At 32.9% G+C, this 21,020-nt stretch carries 20 protein-coding genes; 17 read left to right on the top strand and 3 right to left on the bottom strand.

Annotated features, from left to right (window positions below; translation table 11 throughout):
- Positions 1 to 9: 9 nt before the first annotated feature.
- From X928_RS06280 to X928_RS06270, 3 genes are read right to left on the bottom strand one after another with little or no spacing between them, the layout of a single operon-like run.
- On the bottom strand, positions 10 to 1,158 hold the full coding sequence (locus X928_RS06280; protein WP_103078971.1) for an MFS transporter: 1,149 nt from the start codon (positions 1,156 to 1,158) through the stop codon (positions 10 to 12).
- Between the two features lie 53 nt (positions 1,159 to 1,211).
- Positions 1,212 to 2,003, bottom strand: a complete 792-nt coding sequence (locus X928_RS06275) for an ABC transporter permease (protein WP_103078970.1) — start codon at positions 2,001 to 2,003, stop codon at positions 1,212 to 1,214.
- Positions 1,987 to 2,631 carry an ABC transporter ATP-binding protein gene (locus X928_RS06270; RefSeq protein WP_169926325.1) on the bottom strand — a complete coding sequence of 215 codons (645 nt, stop codon included), beginning with the start codon at positions 2,629 to 2,631 and terminating at the stop codon, positions 1,987 to 1,989. Before X928_RS06270 ends, X928_RS06275 begins: the two co-directional genes overlap by 17 nt.
- Before the next feature lie 133 nt (positions 2,632 to 2,764).
- Between X928_RS06270 and X928_RS06265 the strand changes: the two genes are divergently transcribed.
- The 17 genes from X928_RS06265 to X928_RS06185 all read left to right on the top strand — a co-directional run.
- Positions 2,765 to 3,337: a flavin reductase family protein gene (locus X928_RS06265; RefSeq protein WP_103078968.1), complete on the top strand. Its 573-nt coding sequence runs from the start codon at positions 2,765 to 2,767 to the stop codon at positions 3,335 to 3,337.
- On the top strand, positions 3,330 to 3,836 hold the full coding sequence (locus tag X928_RS06260; protein WP_103078967.1) for a hypothetical protein: 507 nt from the start codon (positions 3,330 to 3,332) through the stop codon (positions 3,834 to 3,836). The genes X928_RS06265 and X928_RS06260 overlap by 8 nt, the downstream gene beginning before the upstream one ends.
- A gap of 92 nt (positions 3,837 to 3,928) precedes the next feature.
- On the top strand, positions 3,929 to 4,963 hold the full coding sequence (locus X928_RS06255; RefSeq protein ID WP_103078966.1) for a phenylalanine--tRNA ligase subunit alpha: 1,035 nt from the start codon (positions 3,929 to 3,931) through the stop codon (positions 4,961 to 4,963).
- 45 nt (positions 4,964 to 5,008) lie between these two features.
- Positions 5,009 to 7,441 carry a phenylalanine--tRNA ligase subunit beta gene (gene pheT, locus X928_RS06250; RefSeq protein ID WP_103078965.1) on the top strand — a complete coding sequence of 811 codons (2,433 nt, stop codon included), beginning with the start codon at positions 5,009 to 5,011 and terminating at the stop codon, positions 7,439 to 7,441.
- 193 nt (positions 7,442 to 7,634) lie between these two features.
- Positions 7,635 to 8,315 carry a rhomboid family intramembrane serine protease gene (locus tag X928_RS06245; RefSeq protein WP_103076513.1) on the top strand — a complete coding sequence of 227 codons (681 nt, stop codon included), beginning with the start codon at positions 7,635 to 7,637 and terminating at the stop codon, positions 8,313 to 8,315.
- Between the two features lie 18 nt (positions 8,316 to 8,333).
- A complete protein-coding gene (gene gatA / locus X928_RS06240) occupies positions 8,334 to 9,704 on the top strand; it encodes an Asp-tRNA(Asn)/Glu-tRNA(Gln) amidotransferase subunit GatA (protein WP_425440355.1) in 1,371 nt (456 codons plus the stop codon).
- The gene (gene gatB, locus X928_RS06235) at positions 9,694 to 11,130 is read left to right on the top strand and encodes an Asp-tRNA(Asn)/Glu-tRNA(Gln) amidotransferase subunit GatB (protein WP_169926327.1); all 1,437 of its coding nucleotides are present in this window, start codon (positions 9,694 to 9,696) and stop codon (positions 11,128 to 11,130) included. The genes gatA and gatB overlap by 11 nt, the downstream gene beginning before the upstream one ends.
- Positions 11,131 to 11,153: 23 nt before the next feature.
- Entirely contained in the window at positions 11,154 to 11,945 is a 792-nt protein-coding gene (locus tag X928_RS06230; protein WP_103078962.1) for a hypothetical protein, read from the top strand.
- The gene (gene hemW / locus X928_RS06225; RefSeq protein ID WP_169926324.1) at positions 11,935 to 13,077 is read left to right on the top strand and encodes a radical SAM family heme chaperone HemW; all 1,143 of its coding nucleotides are present in this window, start codon (positions 11,935 to 11,937) and stop codon (positions 13,075 to 13,077) included. The genes X928_RS06230 and hemW overlap by 11 nt, the downstream gene beginning before the upstream one ends.
- 13 nt (positions 13,078 to 13,090) lie before the next feature.
- Positions 13,091 to 13,600: a deoxycytidylate deaminase gene (locus X928_RS06220; RefSeq protein WP_211286467.1), complete on the top strand. Its 510-nt coding sequence runs from the start codon at positions 13,091 to 13,093 to the stop codon at positions 13,598 to 13,600.
- Between the two features lie 36 nt (positions 13,601 to 13,636).
- Positions 13,637 to 14,470 (top strand): 2-oxoacid:ferredoxin oxidoreductase subunit beta, encoded by an 834-nt coding sequence (locus X928_RS06215; RefSeq protein ID WP_103078960.1) that lies wholly within the window; start codon positions 13,637 to 13,639, stop codon positions 14,468 to 14,470.
- Positions 14,467 to 15,078, top strand: a complete 612-nt coding sequence (locus tag X928_RS06210) for a 2-oxoacid:ferredoxin oxidoreductase subunit gamma family protein (RefSeq protein WP_103076507.1) — start codon at positions 14,467 to 14,469, stop codon at positions 15,076 to 15,078. The genes X928_RS06215 and X928_RS06210 overlap by 4 nt, the downstream gene beginning before the upstream one ends.
- A complete protein-coding gene (locus X928_RS06205) occupies positions 15,071 to 15,526 on the top strand; it encodes a diacylglycerol kinase family protein (protein ID WP_103078959.1) in 456 nt (151 codons plus the stop codon). Before X928_RS06210 ends, X928_RS06205 begins: the two co-directional genes overlap by 8 nt.
- Before the next feature lie 57 nt (positions 15,527 to 15,583).
- Positions 15,584 to 16,609, top strand: coding sequence for a protein-glutamate methylesterase/protein-glutamine glutaminase (locus X928_RS06200; protein ID WP_425440356.1), 1,026 nt, complete (start codon positions 15,584 to 15,586; stop codon positions 16,607 to 16,609).
- Entirely contained in the window at positions 16,606 to 17,973 is a 1,368-nt protein-coding gene (locus X928_RS06195; RefSeq protein ID WP_103078957.1) for an N-acetylmuramoyl-L-alanine amidase family protein, read from the top strand. Before X928_RS06200 ends, X928_RS06195 begins: the two co-directional genes overlap by 4 nt.
- 189 nt (positions 17,974 to 18,162) lie before the next feature.
- Entirely contained in the window at positions 18,163 to 20,787 is a 2,625-nt protein-coding gene (locus tag X928_RS06190) for an O-antigen ligase family protein (RefSeq protein ID WP_103078956.1), read from the top strand.
- Positions 20,787 to 21,020: hypothetical protein (locus tag X928_RS06185; RefSeq protein WP_146026643.1), on the top strand; the 234-nt coding region annotated here is incomplete at its 3' end. The genes X928_RS06190 and X928_RS06185, both read left to right, overlap by 1 nt.

Genomic DNA, 21,020 nt, shown 5'->3' with positions numbered 1-21,020 from the left:
CCTTTCGTTTTAATTAACTGCATTACCAAGTTTAGATTTGAGAAGGAAAAGAGTAAAAACAGCGGCACTTTCTACTATCATGGAAAAGATAACCAAACTAACGATTGTATGATCATACAAGACCCCCATAATAGCACTACCTATGAACCAAAAAAAGCCGAAGATAGCGTTAAAAAAACCATATGCGGTTCCTCTTTTTTCAGGGGTAACGATATCCGCTACTACAGATTTTAAAATCGATTCTTGGGCTCCCATTCCGATTCCCCACAAAATAACGCCTAAGATCACTACCAATGAAGAGTTAGATAAAAATGAAAAGGGAGAAAAGAATATTGATAGACTGGAAGCAATTATGAGACTGGTAACTCCGACTTTATCGTAAAACAAACCAAAGATCAATGCAGAAACAGCATCAACTCCCATAGCTATCGCATACATAAAAGGTATCATAGTTGGACTGAAAATATCAATTCTTTGAAAATGGAACGCCAACAAAGGAAAATCTGCAAAACCTGCTGCGATTAAGGAGATGGCTACTAAGTACAACCAGTACGATTTTGAGATCCCCTCAAAGTTAATCGTCTCCTCTTTCACTTCAAATTTCTCGGGTTGTGGAAAGTTCAATCTACTAATTAACAGCAAGATTAAAGTAATCAATGCAGGTATCAATAATATTGCAAATGCGAATCGGTAGTTTGCTAACTTATCCCCTGACTTGAATAATAGAATCAAACTTAAAATAACAGGTCCTGAGACAGCTCCAATTTGATCAAGGACCTCTGCTATGGCAAATCCTTTACCACTTCCCACATTTCGCGCTGCATAAGACATAAGGGTATCTTTCGAAGGCTTTCTTATAGCTTTTCCTGTTCTTTCCATAATTATTAGCATAGCTGCTATTTCCCATCTTCCGGCAAGAGCCAATAAAGGAACCGCGAATAAATCCATCCCATACCCTAAAAAAGTGAAAAGCCAATATCTACGAGTTTTATCACTTAAATAACCAGTTAACAACCTCAAACCGTAACCTATGAACTCGCCTAAACCTGAAATGATTCCCACCGCAGTTGCACTCGCTCCTAATAAACCTAAATACGGACCGATTAAACTTCTTGCCCCTTCATGTGTGATATCTGCAAATAAACTCACAATTCCCATAGCAACTATAAAACCGATAGCCGTTTTTTTCGTTTTAGAGCACCTTCCTTTGTTTATTTTTTAAAGATATCTTCGCGAAGTATCCCATACTCATCGAAGCTACTTTTCATTGTGAATAATATTGTTAGGGTTACGGAAAGAGAGACCGACGTTAAAATAGCTACATATATGGCGATTTGGTATTTTATAGCTGTTTGTGGAGACGCCCCTCCCAAAATCTGACCTGTCATCATTCCAGGTAGATACACGATTCCAACTGTAGCCATGCTTGCTATGGTTGGTCTAAGAGCAGATATCAATGCGTTCCTTAAATATGGGAGTGTAGCTTCATAAACGGTGGCCCCATTTCCCAAAGCAAAAAAATATCTCTGTTTATTTCTTTGTATATCTTTGTAAAAATTACTAATTCCAATAATATCTCCTGTTAAAGCGTTACCTAAGAGCATTCCGCCAAGGACAACGAAATATCTTGCTGTGAAAATGTTATCCAATCTTAAAATTATAAAATCAAAGTAAAAAAGTACAATAAAATTTGAAATAGCAAGGGCAAAGAATACAGGCCAAATGAACCTTTTGAAATTTAAACCGCTACTACCAATCACTCGAAATACAGCAAAAGAGATCATAAAAAATAGCCAGCCTATATTCAACCATGTATAATCAAATTGGAAAAGATATACTAAAATTAAAGACATGATGAAAAGCTGGATGCTCATCCTGATCGTTGAAATTAAAGTATCTCGAGTTATTTTTAAATTAAAAATATAACTCAAGATAATGGGGAAAAATATTAATAAATAAGCCATTGCAAGTGAAAATAAAGAAATATCAGTTGTAGGTTCCATTATTATTCCCTCCCATCTCTATTATATTCAAACCTTCTTTATTTAACCATTCTTGATCATGAGATATTGCAATCAAAGTCCACTCTTTTTTTGATAATAAATATTCTATGACTTTATTTTTCATCTCTCTATCCAGAGAAGAGGTAATCTCATCCAATAAGTATAACTTTTTGTTTAAAAATGTAAAGATAGATATCAAAACTCTTTGTTTTTCTCCACCTGAAAGTGATTGGAAATCTTTATCTAAAATATTTTCGTGTAGTTCAAAAAAATCGAATAATTTTAGTAATTCTGATTCATTGAAAGATTTTTTAAGATTTATTTTATAATTCAATATAGTACGAATTATTTCTCTTACGGTTCCATCAGCAATATCTAATTCCTGCCCAATATACACAGCATCTCTTCTTAAATCCCATACATTTTTACCATTCAACTCTTCATTTTTGTATAGTAATTGTCCTTCGTCTGGTTTTATGAATCCTAAAAGTAGTCTAAAAATGGTGGTTTTCCCAATTCCAGATTTTCCAAAAATAAGTGTTTTACTCCCTTCTTGAACTTTGAGATTAAAATTTCTTAGGATGTACTTATCTTGGAATTTTTTTGAAACATTTTTAAATTCAATCAAAATTATTCCCTCCATATATCTAATGTCGATATCGAAAGACGATATTTATATTATAACTCTTTTTTTCAAATTGTCAATAAAAATGTCAGATTTTTCTATTGTTATGGTATAATTTTCTTCTGGAGGGATAAGTGTGAATATTAATCGATTCAGTGAAAATATCGTTATGCCTGTGTGCTTGGTCACTATTAAGAGTGGTTCTTTTGTTAATTCGATGACTGTGGCTTGGAGTACACCCCTTTCGTCAAATCCACCTCTGTTTGGATTTGCTATTAAAAAACAAAGATATACTTACCCCATGTTAATTAAGGAAAAAGAATTTACAGTCAGTTTTTTACCGTATGAGAAATCGGAGTTATCCGTAAAAGTTGGACGGATTTCTGCAAGAGAAGGTGATAAGCTCTCGGCAGCAGGAGTTAAGGTGAAAGATTCTGAATTCGTAAATGCCCCCTATATTGTTGATGGTTATTTTTCAATGGAATGCACGTTAGAAAATTCTTTTACTGTTGGAGATCATGAATTAGTTGTTGGAAAAGTGGTTGCTTTGCACAAAAATGAAGGATCATTAGAAAATTTAAAACCCTTGTTGTATCTAAGTAACGATACTTTTTCGACTCTTGATGCGACTAAAATTGAAAAGATCGATACTAAGAAAGTAATCGACGAGATTCGAAAAACAATAAAAAGAGGTGTGCAAGGTGATTGAAGAAGAAATTTCAAATAGCATCATTTTAGATATTGTAAAACCTTCTATCACCTTCCCAGAAATTAAGTTGGAAAAAGGGAATTCGTTAGGGTTATATACTACTAATACGGAATTAATGACCTCATATTTCTTTAAGTTAATTTCAGAACCTGAAAAGTACGCAAAAGAAGTTAAAATAAATGGATTTCTTGCAAACGGAATAAATTGGGTGGGAAGATCTTTTACACATATAGTGGTTCCTCAAATTTGGAAAGATAGCATATACAACATACTTAAAAACAAACCTAAAAGGCGTCATTTGATATTTATAGGAGCTAGAAAATGTGATATTAACTACGATGAGCTTTCTGACATTTCAACTATCATTTCTTATTATAAAAACGATTGCAGTATATTGGTGATAAGTGATTCTGTTGAACTATTACAAGCAACCACTGACAGAGTAGTTAATATGTTGGGAGAACCTATCGTATATGAATCAAAAGATTTTTTCAATTGATATTTTAGAAAAAAACGATTTTCTGAAATAAGATTTTGATTTTAAAAGGGCTACAGGGCAACAGCTAGATTTTAAAATTTAGGAGGATTTTGATGGCTTTAATAATAGACAAAGATGAAATCATAGGTACTTTAAAAAGAGAACTACAAGAAATAACAAATATGCAAGAATTTCAAAATCTAAAATCTAAATATTTAGGTAAAAAAGGTTTAATCAAGTCTCTAATGAACAATCTTAAAGATATCGACGATGTAGAATTAAAAAAAGAGTATGGTAAAAGTGTAAATGAATTGAAAGAAGAATTAGGAACTATTTTTGATGAAAAGTTGAGTGAGTTGGAAGAAAAGGAAAGGGAAGAAAAGGAGAAAAAAAACTGGGTTGATATTACGATTCCTGGGGCTCGTAGAAAGGTTGGGAAAGAAAATTTAATCACAAAAACAAGGAAAGAAATAGAAGAAATATTCATTGGAATGGGTTTTTCAGTAGCTGAAGGTCCAGAAATAGAGAATTCTTGGTACAATTTTGATGCGCTTAATACCCCTGAATGGCATCCTGCCAGAGAAATGCAGGATACTTTTTATTTATCTTTGGACAAAGAAAAGCTATTAAGAACGCATACTTCTCCCGTTCAAGTGAGAACTATGTTGAAAAGCAAACCGCCTTTGGCCATAATATCCCCTGGAAGGGTATATAGAAAAGATGAACTAGACGCCACGCATTCCCCCGTTTTTCATCAGGTAGAAGGGTTGTATGTTGATAGAAATGTTTCCGTTTCCCATCTAAAAATGTATCTTGAAGTTTTTGCTCAAAAATTTTTTGGGAATAAAGTTTCGATATTGTTACGCCCAAGCTATTTCCCTTTTACCGAACCGAGTTTTGAGGTAGATATCAGTTGTATCTTTTGTGGAGGAAAAGGGTGTAATGTTTGTAAAAATACTGGTTGGATAGAAATATTAGGAGCCGGTTTAGTTCATCCAAACGTTTTTCGAAGTGTTAATTACGATCCAAAAGTATGGCAAGGTTTTGCTTTTGGAATGGGAATTGAAAGAGTGGCGATGTTGAAATATAACATTCCAGATATAAGAGAATTTTATAAAAATGATGCAAGATTTATAGAAAATTTATAATCAACTATCCATCATTGACAAGCAAAATTTTAGAGGGAGGTAACGATGAAAGTATCTTTAAATTGGCTTGAAGAGTATATAAAAGTCACAAAAAATATCGAAGAATTAGTAAAAGAAATAAAACTTCACTCTGTAGATGTAGAAGGTTTTGAAAAAATGGGGAATGATCTTAACAATATAACAGTTGGAGAGATTAAGGAAATAACCCCACTTGAAAATGCTGATAATTTAGTAATTTGTAAGATAGACGTGGGGAAAGAGATCAAAAATATAGTCACTGGGGACCTTACGGTTAAGGTTGGAGAAAAAGTTCCAGTTGCACTTCCTGGGGCAACTTTAGCAAACAATATAAAAATAGAAGAACGAGAGTTCAAGGGAGTAATCTCTCAGGGAATGATGTGTTCTTTGAAGGAATTAGGTATATCTAGTGATGCGGATAAAATTTACAGAATAATAGATGATGTTCCGAATGGAACAGATTTTGTAAAATTTTTTGATCTGTATGACCACGTTTTAGAGATAGAGATACTTCCCAATAGACCTGATTTACTTTCTTATTTAGGTGTTGCCAAAGAGTTAGAAACGATAGATTGTGGTGTAGGATTTAAATTACCTGAGTATATAAAAATTAGTAAAGGTGAGGGGTTTCCCGTAAGAATAGAATATGAAAAATGTAATCGATATATGGCAACAGTTGTAAAAGATGTAAAAGTTGGACCATCCCCAATGTGGCTTGTTAAAAGGTTGGGAAGATCAGGAATAAGAAGTATAAACAATATTGTAGATATAACGAACTATGTAATGTTAGAAACAGGTCATCCTATCCATGCATTTGATTTAGATCTTATAGGGGATCAAATAATTGTTAGAAAAGCTAAAAAAGGTGAAAAAATCCTTCTTTTAGATGGTAAAGAGTACACTATGGAAGGAGCAGAAACACTTATAACCGACGGTGATAACATAATTGCACTTGGAGGCATAATGGGGGGAGAATTAAGCGGTATCAACGAAAATACGAAAGATATCTTACTAGAAGTTGCCCATTTTGATCCTGTTAATATAAGAAGGTCTTCCACTTACCATAAGATAACCTCTGATTCTTCGTATCGTTTTGAAAGAGGAGTTGATCCAAACAATAGTGAGATGGTAATGGGTAGATTGATTAAATTGATTAACGAATTGACAGGGGGAAAAGTAGACGGACCTACAACGGATATTTATCCCGAACCTATAAAAAATAAAGAAATATCGATTAAAAAAAGTTATATAAACAATAGATTGGGAAAAGAATTAGCAGAAAAAGAAATTGAACAAATATTAAAAAAATTAGATTTCCCTTTCACAAAAGTGGAAAAAAGTTCACACCAGAAGGAAATGGAAGATGTAAACAAGAAAACGAATTTATCCTTTGATACAATAGATGAAGAATGGAAGGTTTCTATTCCTACAAAAAGGCCAGATATTACCCAAGAAATTGATCTTGTTGAAGAGGTTGGTAGAGTTTATGGCTACTCAAAAATACAGTCTGCTTTCCCAAATCTAAATGGAATGATAGGAAGTAAGGGAGATTTTGTTTCTTTTAAAGAGAAGGTAGCGGATATTATGTTGGCTAACGGTTATCATGAGGCAAAGACCTTTCCATTGAACAATGGCAATAGAATGTGGATGGAAAACGAATTGGATTTAAAATTGATTAATCCTATCTCCTCAGAATTAGAATACATGTCATCCAAATTGATATATGGTTTGTTGGATTCGGCTTCATTTAATTATAGAAATCAAATAAAAGATATAAAAATGTTCGAAATTGATAAAGTTTTCCAAGCAGAGAAAGGTAGTGAGACAGGTGCCAAGGAATTTACTAACCTTGCCTTTGTGGCTACGGGAAGAGAAAATAATGATGATTTCACAGATAAGAGAGAGGTTACATTTTATTCTGTAAAAGGTGCTTTAGAAAACTTGTTGAATGAATTCCATGTAAAAGTAGAATACGTAAGAAACGATCAATCTGGTTTTTTGAAAGCACAAAGTGCTCTTTTATTTATTAACAGTGAAGAAGTTGGCTTTTTAGGTTTACTTGATCCAGTGATAGCCGATAATTATTACGAAATAAAAGATCCAATATATATCTGTGAGATTAACTTAAACAAAATATTTGAAGGTAAGAAGGAAATAAAAAGAGAATTCAGAAAAGTAGATTTACCTGCTATCAAAAGAGAGTATTCTATGATTGTTCCACTAAACATTGAATTTAAAGAGATTCAAGAAATAATAATAAATGTGGCAGATATTGTAGAAGATTTTAAAATTTTTGATGTTTACAGAGGAAAAAACATAGAAGAAGATAAAACAAGTATAACCGTTTCAATAGTTTATAGATCAGAAAATAAAACTTTGACGGAAGAAGAAGTCAATCAAGTCGAAAGATCTATTTTAGAAAGTTTGAACAATAAAGGGATCAAACTTCGAGAAAGCTAGGCATAAGATTGACCTAGATATAGATAATAGACACTTTAGTAATAAAAAGATTTTCAAAAATAAAATTTTGATTTTTAAAGGGTTACAGGGCGGAGCCCTCCCATCCAATTGTGGGTGGGATGCAGGGCGAAGGGGTGCTAAAGTAAGTTTTAGAATTTATAAAGACAGTAATAGATAAAGAAAGGAGAAAGAGATGCAAAGAAATGTCACAAGTTACTTAATAATGTTGAATGTTTTAATATTTATAATGATGTTTTTATTTGGCGGTATAAGCGCTTTTTCTAACCCACGTATATACATACTTTTTGGTGCCCAACTAGGTAATTTAATCACAGCTGGAGAATGGTTCAGACTGATTACTTCAATGTTTGTTCATGGTGGCCTATTTCACATATTTTTCAATATGATCGCTTTATTTTACGTGGGTAACTTAGTTGAAAGGGCTTATGGAAAAGAAAGATTCATTTCTATATACATGTTATCAGGTATTTTTGGTAATCTTTTAACCCACTTATTTTTACCCAGTGCAATCTCTGTAGGAGCATCAGGTGCAATATTCGGATTGATAGGCCTACTTTTTGGAGCGGGATTTAGACACGATACCCCTACTATATTAAGACCTGTAACAGGTACCGCTCTACTCCCAATTATCTTAATAAACGTGATCTGGGGATTCTTACCGGGTGCTAATATAAACAATTTTGCCCATTTAGGAGGATTAGGGATAGGTTTTACCTTTGGCTGGTTAACACCTATAAGGTACACGAAGAGGAGTTACCAAACATGGAGAACGCTTTCTTACTTGTCTTACGGATTAATTATTGCAAGTTTTATTTTACTTTTGATATTCGATTTTAGATATTACATATTTTAATTAAAACTCTTTTTTGAGGTGATATATTTGACCCTAGACGATTTGGTTGGTAAAAATGTTATAGAAGAAAGTATCAAAAGGATTTATGAAAGAGATAAAGAAATAAATTCGGTTTTAAGAATAGAAAAGGTAGAAGGCAACAAAGATGGCAATTACTTTGGCATACCTTTCTTGGTCAAGGATAACATTTTAGTTGAAGGTACAAAAACAACAAACGGTTCTAAAATCCTTGAAAATTATAGTTCCCCTTACACCGCAACTGCCGTTGAAAAACTTTTAAAAGCAGGTTTTACAGTAGTAGGAAAAACTAATATGGACGAGTTTGCCATGGGTAATACCAATGAACATTCAGCCTTTGGGCCTGTAAAAAATCCTAAGGATTTGAAACGAGTTCCAGGGGGTAGTAGTGGAGGTTCAGCTGCAGCGGTAGCAGCAGGATACGTTCCATTTTCTTTGGGATCTGATACAGGAGGATCGGTAAGACAACCTGCCGCCTTTTGCGGTGTTGTAGGATTTAAGCCGTCATACGGTATGATATCACGATACGGTTTAACCGCTTTTTCATCTTCGCTGGATCAAATAGGTGTTTTTGCAAATAATGTTAAGGACGTCAGAACGGTTACAGAAATTATGAAAGGAAAAGATCCCAAGGATTCAACCACATTGGAGCACGATAAAGATCTCGTAAAAAATGTAGATATTGATTTATCCCAAACTAAAATTTGCATTCCAAAGGTTGTTTACCATGAAAATGCAGATGATAATGTAATAAAACAATTTGAAAGGGTTATTAACTTTTTGAGAAGCAAAGGAGCAAAAGTTGATATAAAAGATATACCAGAACTGGAATATTCAGTAGCTATTTATTATATAATAGCTCCTGCTGAAGCCTCATCCAATCTTTCAAGATACGATGGAGTCAAATACGGATTGAGGAACCATGCCTTAGGTTTAAATAAAATGTATAAAGCTACCAGAGAGGGTGGCTTAGGAATAGAGGTAAAAAGGAGAATAATGATGGGGACTTTTAACCTTTCTTCTCTTTATTATGATCAATATTACTCAAAGGCCTCAAAAGTAAGAAAATTGTTGAGTAACAAAATGAAGGAAATTTTGAATGATTATCATTTGATAATGACCCCCACATCTCCTGTTCTTCCACCAAAGATAGGGGAAAAGTTAAAACCTTTAGACTATTATTTAATGGATATTTTTACAATTCCTGCGAATTTAACTGGGTCACCTGCCATAAGTATTCCCTTTGGTGATGTCCAAGGGTTACCTTTTGGTATACAATTCATTGGTCGCTACATGAAAGATGAGGAACTATTAACTATAGCAGACAATTTCTTTAAAGAGACCCCTAGGGAGTTGAAAAATTATGTATAAAACCATTATAGGATTGGAAATACACGCCCAATTACTAACAAAATCTAAAGCCTTTTGTTCATGCAGTACAGAACATTTTGAAGCTGAGCCGAATATTAATATTTGCCCAGTGTGTACGGGGCAACCTGGAACATTGCCGGTATTAAACGAAGAAGCGCTTAAACTTGCGATAAAAACTGGATTAATACTAAATGGGCAGATAAATAAGTTTTCTAGGTTTGATAGAAAGAATTATTTTTACCCTGATTTGCCAAAAGGTTATCAAATTACACAATATTTTCATCCCATAGTAAGTGGTGGATACATCGACGTTGAAGGCAAAAAGATAAGAATAAGAAGGATGCATTTGGAAGAAGACACCGCTAAGATGCTTCATGAAGGTGATCAAATTTCCTCTGCTCAAGAAAGTTTAATAGATTTTAATAGAGCAGGTATACCTCTTTTAGAGATTGTAACAGAACCGGATATTGAGACTCCTAAACAGGCAAGGATTTTTATGGAGAAATTGAGAAATTTGCTTAGGTACGCTGATGTTTCAACGGGTGATATGGAAAAAGGAGCCTTGAGATGTGATGCAAATATTTCTATTCTCAACCAAGAAAACAAAGAAATAAGTAAAAGGGTAGAGATTAAGAATATAAACTCATTCAAATTTGTAGAAAAAGCGTTAGAATATGAAAGAGATAGAATTATCAATAATTTAGAAAAAGGTGGAGAGTTAATACAAGAAACGAGAGGTTGGGATGCCAACAAAAAAGAGACATTTTCAATGAGAACAAAAGAAGAGGAAATGGACTACAGGTATTTTCCCGAACCAGATCTCCCTATACTGATTCTGAACGATGAACTTATTGAAACCGTTAGAAAACTCATTCCGGAAATGCCAGAAGAGAAAGCTAAAAGGTTTGTTTCACAGTACAATATACCTGAATATGATGCACAAATTCTCTCTTCAGACAAAGAGTTAGCTGATTATTATGAAAGATGTGTAGAATTGGCTAAGGATGCCAAATTTGTTAGTAATTTTATCTTAACTGAGTTATTAAGAGAGATGAAAGAAAATGAGGATAGTATTGAAACTGTAAAAATTAAACCCGAACATTTTGCAGAATTAAAAATGCTTTTAGATACGAATACAATTTCAACAAAGATCGCCAAAGATATATTTCCCGAGATGTATAGAACGGGTGATAGCCCTAAACAGATTGTTGAAAAGAAAGGTTTAAAGCAAATAGAAAACGAAGATGAACTAAGAAAAATAATTGAAAATGTCTTAAAAGAAAATACCGATAGTGTTGAAAAATATAAAAATGGGAAAAAGAAGCTGTTGGGATTTTTTGTCGGCCAAGTTATGAAAGAGACGAAAGGTAAAGCTAACCCCCAAAAAACAAACGAAATACTCAAAGAATTACTTGAAGATAATTGATAATCACCACGAGGTGATGAACCTTGAGAAAATTGTATTTTATCTGGTTTTTTATGTTTATTTCGACAGTAATCTTATCTTATGTAGGTTACACTCCTTTTGAACCAGAGATAGAGAATAAAGGAGCAACCTTTTCACTGTCCACGTCATCTTTTGAAGATTTTGGATTAGAGATCGGTTATTCCGATTACAACTCTTTATATATAGAAAATAAAATCTTTAACAGGACGATAAAATTGAAAAGTGGAGAATCTTTTTTTAAAATGTTTGTGAATGTACCAGTATACAACAGTGAATTTGGTGTGGGATATGAGTACAAACTTGAAAATAATTTTTTAGGAGTTTTGACAGTAAAAAATTTTCAAAGAGTTGAGGTTAAAAATGTCGACCACGATATATATAACTTCATTCAAGCTAAGTTCAATGCCCCTTCATATGCTATAGGAAATCTATTTCTTTTTAACAATAAAAATATGAATCTATTTAAAGTAAAAGCTCAAATATTTAGGCCTGTAGAAATACCTATTAGTTTAGGTTATTCAAATGGTTTGTATTTAAATATTCCTCTTGTTAACCTAGATAGTTACTATGTCGATACGATAGACATAGGAGCATCACTGATACAACAAAAATGGTATCCAAATATTGGATTCTCAATTCCTATGAATGTATTCGGTCAACAGTTGCATCTTGGTACAAGAATAGCTTTTGGTCAAGACTTTTTTTACGAATTTTATCTTTATAATGAAAATCTTAAGTTGCCTCTACTTTTTTCGTTCAACGAAAAAGGAGGAAGTTTGTTTTTTGAATTCTAATTATATTGCAGTATATTTACACATACCTTTTTGTGTGAAGAGATGCCTTTATTGTGATTATGTGTCTACAACTGATTTTTCCTTAAAAGAAGAATATTTTAACGCATTATACAAAGAAATCGCTTTGAAAGGTGAAAAATTAAAAGATAGGAAGGTTAGAACGGTTTATTTTGGAGGTGGAACCCCATCCTTTGTTGAGGAAGAATTTATTTTACAAACCTTTCGTACATTACAAGGACATATGGATCTATCTAATTTAGAGGAATTCACGATAGAGGTAAATCCCGAAAGTGTTGATGAGAAAAAAGTGCAACTTTACAAGGAAATTGGGATTAACAGAATATCTATAGGGTTCCAAAGTACTTCTGATAAGATATTAAAAACCGTGGGCAGAGCCCATGATTTTAATAAAGGGTTAAAATCTTATGAACTTTTGGCATCTTTTTATGATAATATAAATGTGGATTTTATTCTTGGATTACCTTATGAAAATTTTGAGACGGTTAATAGTAATTTAGAGTTTATAGAAAAGATGAAACCCTCTCATATTTCTTATTATTTATTGGATTCTTCACACAATACTCCTTTAAAACATTTTCTTGAAATCAAGGAAATGAAACTTCCGGAAGATGACTTAGTAGATGAACTTCTTGATTATATCTATGATCAATTGGAAAAATTAGAATATAACAGATATGAAATTTCAAGTTGGTCCCTACCCAACAAAGAATGTATTCACAATCAATTTTATTGGTATAACTTAGATTATGTAGGATTTGGGGTTTCTGCAGGAGGGCATATCAACAACGAGAGATATGTGAATACCTCAGATGTTAAAGCGTATATTACAAAATTAAATGATGATGAACTTCCATACGATACAAAAAATGTGAATGATGAGTTTACTGAATTGTTAGAGACTCTTTTTATGTCTTTGAGACTAACAAGAGGAATAACTTATGACTCTTTGGTAAAAAGGTTTTCTAAAAGTTTGGTTGATAATGTCTTAAATCAAACAAAAAATAATTTGGACGGGTATATATCTATTGATGATTCTATTAAATTAACTACAAAAGGCTTAAATTTTTCAAGGTATGTTTTTGAGAAGTTATTAGAGGTATCTTCAATTTAAGGGAGGCTTTTTCTTGGGTAAGAAGGACGAAGTTGAAAGTTATTTGAAAAATAAAAATTTTAATGATCCCAATTTATTCAAAGGAAGGAAAGACTGGGACAAATATTTTATGGAAGTGGCGGATTTGGTAAGTAAAAGGTCTACCTGTTTGCATAGAAAGGTTGGAGCCGTAATAGTAAAAGAAAAAAGGATCTTAGCGACTGGTTACAATCAACCACCATCTGGTTTTCCTCACTGCGATGATATAGGTTGTATAAGAGACGACTTAGGTATAAAAAGTGGGGAAAACCAAGAAATTTGTTACGGTCTTCATGCAGAACAAAATGCCTTGATGCAAGCCGCTAAATTTGGGATTAGTACTGATAACGCATCAATTTATATCACGCATCAACCTTGTTCCGTATGTGCCAGGTTGATAATAAATGCCGGCATCAAGAAGGTTTATTATAGAGAAGGCTATCCGGATAGTCTAACACAATTGTTTTTTAATACGTGCAACATACAAACAAAAATTATCGAATGATCAAAATCAAATAGCAAAATTGAAAGGTGGGATAAAATGCCTGTAGAGAGATATTTTAAGTATTTAAGAAAAGACAGAATGACTCATGTGTGGTGTCCCGGATGTGGTAATGGAATAATAATGAAAAATTTTGTGGAAGCGGTGGATAATTTAAGTTTAGATAAAAACAAGGTGGCAGTTATATCGGGAATAGGATGTTCTTCAAGAGTGACTGGGTACCTTGATTTTAACACTATGCACACACTCCATGGAAGAGCTGTTGCCTTTGCAACTGGAGTTAAATTAGCAAAACCAGAGTTTGATGTGGTAGTAATGGGAGGAGATGGAGATATACTAGCAATAGGTGGAAATCATTTCATTCATGCTTGCCGTAGAAATATGGATCTAACAGTTATTATCTTCAACAATTCTATTTATGGCATGACAGGCGGACAATATTCCCCTGAAACTCCTACTGGAACCTATGCTTCAACTTCTCCTTATGGGAATTTAGAAAACAATTTTGATGCAGTTAATCTTGCAATAACTTCTGGTGCCACTTACGTCGCTAGATCCACCGTTTTTCATTACATGTTATCAGTTAAATACATAGAAAACGCCTTAAAACACAAAGGTATGTCAGTTGTTGAGATAGTCACAAATTGTCATACTTATTATGGAAGATACAACAAAATGACAAGCCCCACTCAAATGTTGCAATATTTCAAAGATAACTCTGTTATGTTGAGCAAAGCCAAAAGTATGAATGAAAATGACTTGAAAGATAAGATAATAATAGGTGAATTTCTGAATGTTGAAAAAGAAGGCTACATTGATAGGTATGAAAAATTAAGGAAAAAATTGGTTTCACAGGAGGTATCACCGAAATGAGTAGTTTAATAAGTACACCTAATTCGGTGAGATTCAGCGGAGAAGCCGGTCAAGGTAACATCTTAATGGGAATAATATTTGCAAAAGCACTGGTAAAAGAAGGATTTTGGGTTGTTCAATCTCAACATTATGGTGCACAGGTGAGAGGTGGACTTTCTTATTGTGATGTGCTCTTTGATCAAGAACCTATAGATTATCCCGAGGCTAAAAATTTTGATATATTGTATTTGATGCATAATGTTGGTTTAAATCATATTGGGAATCTCAAAAGAAATGGTATTTTATTCTACGATGAAAAATTTGTTGAAAATATACCCCAGTATGTAGAAAGAATCACCAAAAAAATAATCAAAGTTCCAGCTTCACAAATAGCTATAGAAGAATTATCAAACAAAAATGTGGCAAATATGATAGGGTTAGGGGTTCTTTGCTCAGTAACTCAGATAATAAGTTTGGAAAGTCTTATAGAAGAAGTCAAATCGAACGTATCAAAAAATTACATAGAGATTGATGAAAAAGCCATCAAAATTGGTTATGATTTATGCAAAAAAAGGTATCCGTTAGAGTCAACTAAAATGTATAAAAAATTAGGGAAAGGTTATGAATAGAAATAATGAAAACAGGAGTCTAAAAAGTAGTTTTTCTTATGCTTTGAAAGGGCTCATCGAAATTTATAAATCTCAAAGAAACTTTAGAATACAAAGTTTAATAGGGTTAATAGTGTTAATTGTTGCTATTTTTGCCAACTTAACTGAAGTTGAGTTTATACTTTTAATATTCACAGTTATGCTAGTGTTGATTATGGAAACAGTGAATACCGTAGCAGAGAAACTGTTGGATTTTCTTCATCCTTTTTATAGCTCTTCGGTAAAGATAATCAAAGATGTTTCTGCTGCATCGGTTTTTATAACTTCTATCTTCGCTGTTGCGATTGGAATAATTATATTTGGTCATTCTTTTTTCAATCTAAGCCCTAAATATGGTATAATTTTAGCAATAGTTTTTTTGCTTTTGTTGAATTTATGTGGCTTTATATATAAAAAAAGAGAAAAATAATGAGGAGGAAAATGCTTGGATCAGATAAAGGTCTTAATAGTTGATGACTCTGCTTTCATGCGAATGGTTCTAAAAGATATTATAGACAAGGAACCTGACATGAAAGTAGTTGGATTAGCCAAAGATGGAATTGAAGCGGTAGAAAAAGCTTTGTCTTTAAATCCAGACGTGATTACTTTAGATGTTGAAATGCCTAAAAAAAACGGGCTTGATGCTTTAAGTGAGATAATGTTAAAATCTCCAACAAGGGTTATTATGGTAAGTAGTTTGACTTCAAAAGAAGCCTCTATTACAATAGAATGTTTAGAAAAGGGAGCTTTTGATTTCATTCAAAAACCGGCTGGAAGTACCTCTTGGACTATAAGAGACGTTCAAGATGAATTGCTGAGAAAGATAAGAGAAAGTATGAATGTCTCTATCGAAAAATTGAAAAGTATCCATTTTGTTGGAAGCAAGAAGATAAAGAAAAGTGCAAGAGTAAATATATTGGGAGAAAAAGTTGTGTTGATAGCAAGTTCAACAGGAGGTCCTCGTTCTTTAGATGTTATAATTCCGCAACTACCTGAAAATTTGAATGTTCCTATAATTATTGTTCAACACATGCCGGCAGGTTTCACAGCTTCTTTAGCTTATAGATTGGATAAAATTTCAAATTTAAAGGTTAAAGAAGCCCAAGATGGTGAATTTTTACAAAAGAATGTTGTATACATTGCTCCCGGGGATTTTCATTTAGGTTTAAAACAGGAGGATCATAAAATAAAGTTGTTTTTAGATAAAAGCGATAAAATTAATAATGTACGACCTTCTGCTGATTTCACTTTTGATCTGGCTGCTGAAATTTTTAAAGAAAACTCATTGGCAGTTATTCTGACAGGAATGGGAAGAGACGGTGCGAAAGGGGTATTTAAAGTTAAACATTACGGTGGAAAGGTTATAGCAGAGTCGAAAGAAACTTCCGTGGTTTATGGAATGCCAAAAATTGTTGCCCAAGAAGGTTATGCGGATTTTGTTCTTCCAAATTACGATATTGCAGAAAAGATATTAGAAATTTTAACTGATCAATCAAGGGGGATAAAAAGATGAGTAAAAGGGTAATTCAGCGGTTAATAATTTTTGGCTTTTTATTTCTCTCTTTTACTACCTTTGCAAAAACGCTTTATTTTCAATGGAGAGAGGTAGATCCGGCTTACTATTTTGAAGATGGAGAAAATCTATATGTTAGTTTAAAAGTCATTTCTGAAAAGAGTGGAAGAACTTTAGATGTATATAACGATACTTTGATTTACGTAAAAGACAGCAAATGGAACGTTTTTATTTTTCCCCAGAATAGTTTAGCAATTATTAACAGCACCGAATCTATTCGTTTCTATCCAAATGATCTAAAAGTGATTGATGGAGAAATTTATTTAACTACAGAGTTGATAGCGAAGTTGATCAACTTAGAACTCTTTTCTAATGATTCTGCTGTTTACTTGAATCTGCCACTAACTCAAGTAAGTTCAATAAAAACGATCATACAGAAAACTGATGCCAGAATAATAATAGAGCTTTCTTCAAGCCCTGAAGATGTTGGAATATACCCGTTAGTTAATAAATCCGGATATTTAATTAAGATAAAAGGTGCCGAAATTCCTGATTCTTATTACTATGAAGAATACAACAATAAGATCAATTACATAAAGGCATATCACTATTCACCAACAGAAGTTTGGATACAAGTAAAACTGAATAACTCCGCTGATTTGGAAGAATTAATTGAAGAAAATAGAATCATATTAGACCTTTCTTTTAGAGATACAATCACTCTGCCTGTTTTAGTCTTGGATCCAGGTCATGGAGGGATAGATCCGGGAGCAGTTGGCCCCAACCAAACTTTTGAAAAAGATATTACTTTAAAAGTAGCAAAAAGAGCTCAAGAACTTTTGAAACCGTACAGTGTTAACGTTTATTTGACTAGGACAAATGATGTATACGTTGATTTACATGATAGAGCAGTTTTTTCTAATGAAAAAGGTGCAGATTTATTCATTAGTTTACACTTGAATGATTATCCTCAAGATTCTTCAGTTTACGGATCAGAGGTTTACTATTTTGATTTTTCAGAAAGCACGTATGCAAGAAGAATAGCCTACCGTGAAAATTTAGATTTGAATACTGATAAAAATCTTATAGAAACATGGGTAACGGATAAAGAAAACAGTCTAGATGAAAGTGAGAAGTTTGCCAATATATTGGGAAGTTATTTGAATGTAAATGGGGTTAAATTTAGGGGCGTTCATACGGCGGAGTTCGCTGTTTTGGCTTATACTAGGAGTCCCGCAGTTTTATTTGAAATGGAATTTATCAGTAATCCTCAAGTAGTAGATGAATTTACGAATGGGCACTATGTGGATGTTTTTGCAGAAATTATTAAAAACGCAGTCATTGACTTTTTTGGTCTAAAATAGGGCGTTGGGGTGGCCCCCCAACCCAAACGTTGGGGTAAACCCCAAGCCCCTAAAACCTTTTTAAAAACCATAAAACAATTAAAAAACATCGTTTAGAAAACCGGCAAACCAAACCCCCAGAAGAATTTTAAATCTATTTTGATTAATTGGTTCGCACAAACCAGCGAACAACAAAGGAGGTTAATTTATTTGCAAGAGAAGGCAAAAATTCCTACTGATATATTGATTTTTCTTGTTTTGTTTGCTTTAATACCTTTTTTAATGGTACCCAATTTGGTTTATGAGTATTCCACTCAAAAACATTTGGTTTTTTCTTTATTCATGGTTGTTATTTTAATTTATTATTTGTTAAAATACTTTTCTAAACCTATTTCAATAAAGTTCACTTATCCACACATTTTTTTATCTTTTTTCAGTATTTCTGCCTTTTTATCTTTGATATCAGTTTACATAGAGAATAAATATTACCTACCTACGTCAGCTGGAGTAGCCTTCTACATAGTCCTTATTGCTTTTTTTTCGTATGTAATTAGTACGCGCTTTGGAAAGGATTTTAAATTCATCGAATATGGTCTTTTTATTTTTATGGTTACGGGAACTGTTATAGCCATAGATGGGCTTTTGAACAAGTTTTTAGGCTTTGATTTGTTCTTTGGTAAGTATGGAGACCCTTCTCAAAGAATAGCCTTAAGAACGACTATCGGGAACCCTAATTTTGTTTCAGACTATTTGGCACAGCTATTACCAATTTCTATATATTTTACTTTGAGAAAGAATACGAGTATCTACATTAGAATATATGCTTTAGCGAATGTTTTTATAATGTATTGGGTTGTTTTGTTAGCACAAACTCGTTCTATTTACCTCGCCACTTTTGTTGGATTAGGATTCACTATAATATCTTTTCTCATTTCCAATAAAAAAGATACCTTGAAAAATTATATAAAAAGTAAAGAGTTTAAAATATGGATAATTCTGGTTTTATCTGTTTTAGCCTTTTTATTCCTTATGTTTAATTTTGAAACGCCATTCAACAGAGGTGGAGAGGTGATAGCGGCAGACCGCTTCGCAGCTATGGCTTCTGTTTCTTCTTGGGATGAAAGAAGTTTGTCCTGGCTCTCCGCTGTAAAACAATTTGCAGATGAGAATCATAAAAACCATTTTATAATTGGAAGTGGAATAAATACATATCCCGTTTATGCGGTTCATTACCTAGCTGATGTACAAGCGGAAAATCCTGAGAGATTTTTATATGCATGGAATAACTTCAAAAGAGCTCACAACGATTATCTACAAGTGTTGGGAGAGACAGGTATTTTAGGTTTTTCTTCAATATTGTTAATGCTCGTAAGTTTAATGGTGATATATTTTAAAGTTCTAAAACTTGAAAAAGATGATGACAACAAGAGCCTTTTATTCCCCTTATTTGGATGGAGCGCCGCAGTCATGGCAATCCATGCATTCACAGAGTTTGCATTTCACATGCATCCAAACCTTATATTAAGTGTATTTATCCTCTCAAGTGCTGTATCAGAACAGTTCAATTCACATGTGAAAAGCTTTAATATCAAAAATAGTCAGGTTGTGATTATTCCTTTAGTTTTGGTTGGAATAGTGGCGTCGTATTACAAAATAAACGAAGTTACATCAGAAGCTTTTTTCGTTAAAGGAAATCGTGAATACAATTCAATGGTATCTCTTATTAACGCTACTGAAAGTCAAATACCAAATATTATAAGCCAACTTGAAGCTCAAAAATCCAGTCTTCAAAAACAATTGATGAATTACACTCCAGGGAGTGTGAATTTTCAAAGGATAACTCAAAGTATAAACCAGATAGACACACAGATAGAAGATTATAAAAATATGCAGTTATCATACGAGAATAGAGCAGAACAAAGCTATAAGAATGCCTTTGAATATTTCCAGAAATCATTAAAATGGAATCCGAATTTCGGCAAATCGGCATTTTACCTGTCTCAACTTTTGACGTCTAGCATTCGGCAGAATTCCCTTACTTATGAAGATTTACCTAAAATATTTGAAAAAGAAATCGACGGTTACGATTTTATGATCGAAGAGTTCGAAGGTGCAATGGATTTAATGCCATTTCCTGATAATATTTTAAGAGACACCGTAGAACCGATTTATTCCAGCGACTTGAACAACAATGCTAAACAGATTACTTTAAAAATTCAAACCCTCTACGATGGAATAAATCAGTTAGAATATTCATACTTATCATTCAATGAAAAGAATGCCTATAGATTAATAGGCAGAATATATTATAACATCGTAATTCTATACGAACAGCTAAAGGATTACATTCCACTAGATAAGTTAAAGACAGTAGAAAAACTTCAAGACGAGGCTTACAATAATTTTCATCATTGGGAGCAGCAAGCTATATACATCCTTCCTGGGGGTTGGAATAGGTTTCCTGAATGGGAAGATGTTTATTATGAATATTTGCTGTTAACCGTAAGGCTGATAAATATATATCCACAAGATGAATTAATAAACAAAATAGTTTTCATTACTCAAAAAGAGGGAGAAGCAGATTATTACATGGCCCAAAAATCTAGAGGGATACCAGATAGTTCATTAAAATTGTTATCTGAGTTATATTCAACTTTGAGAGATGAAAATTTAAAAAATCAACTAGTAGAAAACATTGTTAGCAATTATAAAGCTGTTTATAACTATTACAAGAGTTTAAAAGAAGAAGGATCACCCAATTATTCTAGATATCAAGATAGAATCGAAAGTTTCTTCAGTGATTACGAATTTTTCACAAGAAGGATGGTAAAGTAATGATCAAAGTAATGACGTTTTTGTTGTTGATATCTTTGAGTTGGTTTTTGATTGTATTTTCTGCTTATTTGAAAATAAACTCTTATGGATACACACTTGAAGGTAGCCTGAAGGATTTCTACGTTGAAAATTCTTCTTTGATGAAAGTTATACCTTTTATAGAAGATGACCAAATTGAAGAAGCTGAATTGAATGGATATGAAATTTATAAGTCAAGTATGATAGTCCCCTAT

This window comes from Petrotoga miotherma DSM 10691 (assembly GCF_002895605.1).
Taxonomy (GTDB): domain Bacteria; phylum Thermotogota; class Thermotogae; order Petrotogales; family Petrotogaceae; genus Petrotoga; species Petrotoga miotherma.
This window is presented reverse-complemented; position numbering and strand designations above follow the sequence as displayed.

Excerpts from the sequence above, each read along its gene's own strand:
- X928_RS06280 (WP_103078971.1), bottom strand. The coding sequence starts at position 1,158 with ATGGGAATTGTGAGTTTATTTGCAGATATCACACATGAAGGGGCAAGA.
- X928_RS06275 (WP_103078970.1), bottom strand. The coding sequence starts at position 2,003 with ATGGAACCTACAACTGATATTTCTTTATTTTCACTTGCAATGGCTTAT.
- X928_RS06255 (WP_103078966.1), top strand. The coding sequence starts at position 3,929 with ATGGCTTTAATAATAGACAAAGATGAAATCATAGGTACTTTAAAAAGA.
- pheT (WP_103078965.1), top strand. The coding sequence starts at position 5,009 with ATGAAAGTATCTTTAAATTGGCTTGAAGAGTATATAAAAGTCACAAAA.
- X928_RS06245 (WP_103076513.1), top strand. The coding sequence starts at position 7,635 with ATGCAAAGAAATGTCACAAGTTACTTAATAATGTTGAATGTTTTAATA.
- X928_RS06215 (WP_103078960.1), top strand. The coding sequence starts at position 13,637 with ATGCCTGTAGAGAGATATTTTAAGTATTTAAGAAAAGACAGAATGACT.
- X928_RS06210 (WP_103076507.1), top strand. The coding sequence starts at position 14,467 with ATGAGTAGTTTAATAAGTACACCTAATTCGGTGAGATTCAGCGGAGAA.
- X928_RS06205 (WP_103078959.1), top strand. The coding sequence starts at position 15,071 with ATGAATAGAAATAATGAAAACAGGAGTCTAAAAAGTAGTTTTTCTTAT.
- X928_RS06200 (WP_425440356.1), top strand. The coding sequence starts at position 15,584 with ATGCGAATGGTTCTAAAAGATATTATAGACAAGGAACCTGACATGAAA.
- X928_RS06195 (WP_103078957.1), top strand. The coding sequence starts at position 16,606 with ATGAGTAAAAGGGTAATTCAGCGGTTAATAATTTTTGGCTTTTTATTT.